Below are 6,226 nucleotides of genomic sequence, written 5' to 3'. Positions count from 1 at the left end.
TGAAGACGCTGGTCGAGAAGCTGAAGACCGAAGCCAAGGTGCTGTGAGGAGACGGACGAAATGACGAATCTGGTAATTGCTGAACACGACAACGCATCGATCAAGGCCGCGACGCTGAACACGATTGCAGCCGCACAGAAGATTGGTGGCGATATCCACGTGCTGGTGGCAGGTCACAACGCACAGGCTGCGGCGGATGCGGCAGCGAAGATTGCAGGTGTTTCGAAGGTGCTGCTGGCTGACGCCGCGCAACTCGAAGCGGGTCTCGCGGAAAACGTCCAGGCAACCGTGATGAACATCGCGAAGGACTACACGCACATCCTCACGCCGGCGACCGCCTACGGCAAGAACATCGCGCCGCGCATCGCCGCGAAGCTCGACGTCGCGCAGATCAGCGACATCACCGCAGTGGACAGCGCCGATACGTTCGAGCGCCCGATCTACGCGGGCAACGCGATCGCCACGGTTCAATCTCAAGACCCGATCAAAGTCATCACGGTCCGCACGACCGGCTTTGACCCGGTAGCAGCAGAAGGCGGCAGCGCAACGGTCGAGAAGATCGAAGCGGCAGCCGACACGGGCCTCTCGCAATTCGTGAGCCGTGAAGTGACGAAGCTGGACCGTCCGGAACTGACCTCGGCGAAGATCATCGTCTCGGGTGGGCGGGGTCTTGGCAATGGCGAGAACTACACCAAGGTTCTGGAGCCGCTGGCGGACAAGCTGAACGCAGCGCTGGGCGCATCGCGCGCGGCCGTCGATGCGGGCTTCGTACCGAACGACTATCAGGTCGGCCAGACCGGCAAGATCGTCGCGCCGCAACTGTATGTGGCGGTCGGCATCTCGGGTGCGATCCAGCATCTGGCCGGGATGAAGGACTCGAAGGTCATCGTGGCGATCAACAAGGACCCTGAAGCGCCGATTTTCAGCGTCGCCGATTATGGTCTGGTGGGCGACCTGTTCACGGTCGTGCCGGAACTCGTTAGCGAGCTCGGCTAACAGCCACAGCGCCATGTAAAAGGCGTCTGGCAGCACACAAAGGGCGTGGGACCTATCAAGTCCGGCGCCCTTTTTCATATCGACAGGCAGGAGGAGAACTGAAATGAGCTATACGGCGCCCATCAAGGACATGCTGTTCGTGATGAAAGAACTGGCCGGTCTCGAAGATATCGCGACGCTGCCAGGCTTCGAAGATGCGAACCTCGACACGGCGCAAGCCGTGCTCGACGAATCGGCGAAACTGTGCGGCGAAGTGCTGGCGCCGCTTAATGTGGAAGGCGATCGCAATCCGAGCAGCTGGAAAGACGGTGTGGTCACCGCGACACCCGGTTTCAAGGACGCATTCCGCCAGTTCGGCGAAGGCGGCTGGCAAGGCGTGCAACATCCGGTTGACTACGAAGGCCAGGGCCTGCCCAAGCTGATCGCCACAGCCTGTATCGAGATGCTGAACGCGTCGAACCTGTCGTTCGCGCTGTGCCCGCTGCTCACGGACGGCGCTATCGAGGCGCTGCTCACGGCGGGCAGCGAAGAGCAGAAACAAACCTACGTGCCCAAGCTGATTTCTGGCGAGTGGACCGGCACGATGAACCTGACCGAGCCGCAGGCCGGCTCCGATCTCGCGCTGGTGCGCACGCGCGCCGAGCCGCAGGGCGATGGTTCGTTCAAGCTGTTCGGCACCAAGATTTTCATCACGTGGGGCGAGCACGACATGGCGAAGAACATCGCCCATCTCGTGCTGGCGCGCACGCCGAATGCACCGGAAGGCGTGAAGGGCATTTCGCTTTTCATCGTGCCGAAGTTTCTTATTAACGAAGACGGCTCGCTTGGCGAGCGTAACGACGTGCATTGCGTGTCGATCGAGCACAAGCTCGGCATCAAGGCGAGCCCGACCGCGGTGCTGCAATTCGGCGATCACGGCGGCGCAATCGGTCATCTGATCGGCGAAGAAAATCGCGGCCTCGAGTACATGTTCATCATGATGAACGCAGCGCGTTTCGCGGTGGGCATGCAAGGTGTTGCCGTGTCGGACCGTGCGTATCAGCAAGCGGTGGCGTATGCGAAGGATCGCGTGCAAAGCCGGCCGGTGGATGGCTCCGCGAAACAATCGGTGGCGATCATTCAGCACCCGGACGTGCGCCGCATGCTTGCGACGATGCGTGGTCTCACCGAAGCGTCGCGCGCGTTGGCGTATGTCGCCGCGGGTCACTGCGATATCGCGCATCGTCATCCCGACGAAGCAAAACGTGTTGAGCATCAAGCGATCTACGAATACCTGGTGCCGATCGTGAAGGGCTGGAGCACGGAGTTGTCGATCGACGTGACGAGCCTCGGCGTGCAGGTTCATGGCGGCATGGGCTTCATCGAAGAAACCGGCGCCGCGCAGTACTACCGCGACGCGCGCATCCTGCCGATCTACGAAGGGACGACCGCGATTCAGGCCAACGACCTGATCGGCCGCAAGACCGTGCGCGACGGCGGCAAGGTGGCGAAGGCGCTGCTGGCCGGCGTGGCTGAAACGATCGAAGCGCTTGGCGCACAGCAAGGCGCTGCGTTCGAATCGATGAAGAAGTATCTGACGCAGGGTCATCGCTCGCTCGCCGCGGCGGTCGATTTCGTTGTCACTAACACGAAGAGCGATCCGAACGCGGTGTTCGCCGGCAGCGTGCCGTATCTGAAGCTGGCGGGCATTGTTCTGGGCGGCTGGCAGATGGCGCGTGCGTTGCTGGTGGCGGCTGAAAAGCGCGCTGAAGATCCGTCGTTCTATGGCGCGAAGATCGCAACCGCGCAGTTTTATGCTGAGCATGTGCTGCCGCTGGCTTCGGCGTTGGAAGCCTCGATCGTTAGCGCGAAGGGTGGAGAGAGTGTGCTGGCGTTGTCGGACGATCAGTTCTGATGTTGCCTTTCTGTCGAGCCAGGTAGCGAAGGCTCGCGCGTAAAAAACAAACGGCGCCTTATTCAAGGCGCCGTTTGTTTTGTCAGACCGGTTTGTCTGCGATGACGAACCGGCGTAACCGCTCGCGAAGCGTTAAAACATTAAACCTTAGGCATAAGCCGGACGATGCGCACCGCCGATCTCGCCGAGATAGCGATGCACCGACAGATCGTCCGCCTTGATGGCCGGTTGCTTGCTCGACATCACGTCGGCCAGCAACTGACCCGAGCCGCACGACATCGTCCAACCCAGCGTGCCGTGACCCGTGTTCAGGAACAGGTTCGGCACAGGGGTGCGGCCGACGATCGGCGTGCCGTCCGGCGTCATCGGGCGCAGACCAGTCCAGAAGGTCGCCTTCGACGTATCGCCGCCGCCCGGGAACAGATCGTTCACGCACAGTTCCAGCGTTTCGCGGCGCGCCTGGCGCAACGATTTGTCAAAGCCGACGATCTCCGCCATGCCGCCGACGCGAATCCGGTCGTCGAAGCGCGTGATCGCGATCTTGTACGTTTCGTCGAGCACGGTCGAAATCGGCGCGGATGCTTCGTTGACGATCGGCGCCGTGATCGAATAGCCCTTGAGCGGGTAGACCGGAATCTTCACGAGGCCGGACAGGAACTTGGTCGAATACGAACCGAGCGCGACGACAAACGAATCCGCGCGAACCAGTTCATCGCCGCACTGCACGCCGGCGATGCGGTCGCCCGCCATGGCGAGGGAGTCGATCGGCGTGTTGTAGCGGAATTTGACGCCTAGTTGCTCGGCCATCGCGGCGAGGCGCGTGGTGAACATCTGGCAGTCGCCGGTTTCGTCGCCCGGCAGGCGCAGGCCGCCCGTCAGCTTGTGCGACACCGCGGCGAGCGCCGGTTCAGCTTGCGCGAGTTCGGCCGCCGACAGCAGTTCATACGGCACGTTGGCTTCCTGCAGCACCGCGATGTCTTTCGCGGCGCCGTCGAACTGCAGTTGCGTGCGGAACACCTGCAGCGTGCCGCCGGTGCGGCCTTCGTACTGGATGCCGGTTTCGGCGCGCAGCGCTTGCAAACAATCGCGGCTGTATTCGGCGAGGCGGACCATACGGCCCTTGTTCACCGCATAACGCGCCGACGTGCAGTTCTGCAGCATCTGCCACATCCATTGCAACTGGAATTGGGTGCCGTCCAGGCGAATCGCCAGCGGAGCATGTTTCTGGAACATCCACTTGACGGCCTTCAGCGGCACGCCTGGAGCGGCCCACGGCGACGCGTAGCCCGGCGAGATCTGGCCGGCATTGGCAAAGCTGGTTTCGAGCGCCGGGCCGGCCTCGCGGTCGATGACGGTCACTTCATGACCGGCGCGCGCGAGGTAGTAAGCACTCGTCACTCCGACAACGCCACTGCCCAAAACGACGACTCGCATAGCTGCTCCAGGATGTTCAATAAGAGGTCTGAGGACGGTGCGCTCGTCGATTCGTTTGAATTCATTCGATTAACGAGGTGTAACGCTGATCGTCCAGTGATAACCGCTATACTATTAACAGTCAGGTAGGTTTTGTTATTGTATTTTCAAGATTTTCAGCAAAAACACCATGCGTACACAGCGCCAACCGATCCGGGCTCTCGACAAACTCGATCACAAGATTCTGCGGCTCCTGCAGCAGGACGGCCGGATGGCGATGAAAGACCTCGCCGAGCAGGTTGGGCTGTCCGTCACGCCGTGCATCGAACGCGTCAAACGGATGGAGCGCGACGGCGTGATCACCGGCTACCACGCGCGTGTGAACCCGGCCGAGCTGGGCGCGGCGCTGCTGGTATTTGTCGAGATCACGCTCGATCACAAGAGCGGCAACATGTTCGACCAGTTCCGCCGCGAGGTGCAGAAGATCCCCGAGGTACTGGAGTGCCACCTCGTCTCGGGCGACTTCGACTATCTGATCAAGGCGCGCATCGGCGAAATGGCCGACTACCGGAAGCTGCTGGGGGACATCCTGCTGCAACTGCCCGGCGCGGTGCAGTCGAAGAGCTACGTGGTCATGGAAGAGATCAAGGAAACGCTGACGATTGCGGTTGGCGATTAGCTCGCGCAGGAGTTGTGTAGCTGGGCTCGACAAACGGCGTAAACACTGTATATTTATACAGGTGTTTTGCGCCGTTTTGCTTTCTGCGTGCTCCAGCCGTGACCGATTCCGACACCCACTCCGCCAACGAATTTCCGATTGCTCCGCCCGCGCCTCGTAAGGGGCGCGGCGCGGTGACGAACCTGCAAGGCCGTTACGAAGTCGACCAGCGTGAAGTGGTGGACGACGGCTGGCTTGCGTCGCCGGAGGAAGACGGTGAACCCAAGGTCTTGCGCACGCAGGTTTTCGAAGAGCGGGCCAAAACCATTCTTACGCGCAATGCGTCGCCGGATATTCCGTTCAGCGTGTCGCTCAATCCGTATCGCGGCTGCGAACATGGGTGCATCTACTGCTTCGCGCGGCCCACGCATAGTTATCTGGGGCTGTCGCCGGGGCTCGACTTCGAAAGCCGCATCTACGCGAAGATTAATGCGCCTGAGTTGCTCGAGCGCGAGTTGTCGAAGAAGTCTTATGTGCCGGAGCCGATCGCGCTTGGCGTCAACACCGACGCCTGGCAACCCGTCGAACGCGATTTGCGCCTTACGCGGCGCGTGGTCGAGGTGCTCAGCGAGCGTGGACAACCGTTCGCGGCGATCACCAAATCGTCGCTGATCGAACGGGATATCGATCTGCTTGCGCCTATGGCGGCGCGCGGGCAGTTCATGGCGGCGATCACCATCACCACGCTGGACGCCGATATCGCGCGCACGCTTGAGCCGCGTGCGGCCACGCCGTCGCGGCGGTTGCGCACGATCCGTACGTTGAGCGAGGCGGGTATTCCGGTTGGCGTCAGCATCGCGCCGGTGATTCCGTTCGTCACCGAGCCGGACATGGAGCGCGTGCTGGAAGCGTGTGCGGAGGCAGGCGCAAGCAATGCGAGCTACATCGTGCTGCGTTTGCCGTGGGAAGTTGCGCCGCTATTCAAGGATTGGCTCGCGGCGCATTTTCCCGATCGGGCTGACCGGGTGATGAGCCGCGTGCGCGATATGCGGGGCGGAAAAGACTACGACTCGAACTTCGCCACTCGAATGAAGGGGGAGGGTTTGTGGGCGGATTTGCTGAAGCAGCGCTTCCACAATGCTGTGCGCCGGCTTGGGTTAAATCGGCGCGACCGCGGCATTCTGGATATGTCGCACTTTCGCCGGGTTGAGCCGGTGCGCGCTGAACCTTCGCCGCACGACAATCCCCAATTGAGGCTGTTTTAG

Annotated in this window: 5 protein-coding genes; 4 read left to right on the top strand and 1 reads right to left on the bottom strand. The window is 61.5% G+C overall.

The features are described 5' to 3' along the window. Positions 1-60: 60 nt before the first annotated feature. A complete protein-coding gene (locus BM438_RS27495) occupies positions 61-996 on the top strand; it encodes an electron transfer flavoprotein subunit alpha/FixB family protein (RefSeq protein ID WP_093640641.1) in 936 nt (311 codons plus the stop codon). A gap of 103 nt (positions 997-1,099) precedes the next feature. Further along, positions 1,100-2,890, top strand: coding sequence for an acyl-CoA dehydrogenase (locus BM438_RS27490; protein ID WP_093640638.1), 1,791 nt, complete (start codon positions 1,100-1,102; stop codon positions 2,888-2,890). Between the two features lie 147 nt (positions 2,891-3,037). Here BM438_RS27490 and BM438_RS27485 read toward each other — a convergent pair whose 3' ends face one another. Beyond that, positions 3,038-4,324 (bottom strand): D-amino acid dehydrogenase, encoded by a 1,287-nt coding sequence (locus BM438_RS27485; RefSeq protein ID WP_093640635.1) that lies wholly within the window; start codon positions 4,322-4,324, stop codon positions 3,038-3,040. Positions 4,325-4,493: 169 nt separating this feature from the next. Between BM438_RS27485 and BM438_RS27480 the strand changes: the two genes are divergently transcribed. Further along, a complete protein-coding gene (locus BM438_RS27480; RefSeq protein WP_054036112.1) occupies positions 4,494-4,982 on the top strand; it encodes an Lrp/AsnC ligand binding domain-containing protein in 489 nt (162 codons plus the stop codon). 98 nt (positions 4,983-5,080) lie between these two features. After that, positions 5,081-6,226, top strand: a complete 1,146-nt coding sequence (locus tag BM438_RS27475) for a PA0069 family radical SAM protein (RefSeq protein ID WP_093640632.1) — start codon at positions 5,081-5,083, stop codon at positions 6,224-6,226.

This window comes from Paraburkholderia aspalathi, from assembly GCF_900116445.1.
GTDB lineage: Bacteria > Pseudomonadota > Gammaproteobacteria > Burkholderiales > Burkholderiaceae > Paraburkholderia > Paraburkholderia aspalathi.
This window is presented reverse-complemented; position numbering and strand designations above follow the sequence as displayed.

What these genes read in the sequence shown, in the direction of transcription:
- BM438_RS27495 (WP_093640641.1), top strand. Translation starts at nt 61, where the DNA reads ATGACGAATCTGGTAATTGCTGAACACGACAACGCATCGATCAAGGCC.
- BM438_RS27490 (WP_093640638.1), top strand. Translation starts at nt 1,100, where the DNA reads ATGAGCTATACGGCGCCCATCAAGGACATGCTGTTCGTGATGAAAGAA.
- BM438_RS27485 (WP_093640635.1), bottom strand. Translation starts at nt 4,324, where the DNA reads ATGCGAGTCGTCGTTTTGGGCAGTGGCGTTGTCGGAGTGACGAGTGCT.
- BM438_RS27480 (WP_054036112.1), top strand. Translation starts at nt 4,494, where the DNA reads ATGCGTACACAGCGCCAACCGATCCGGGCTCTCGACAAACTCGATCAC.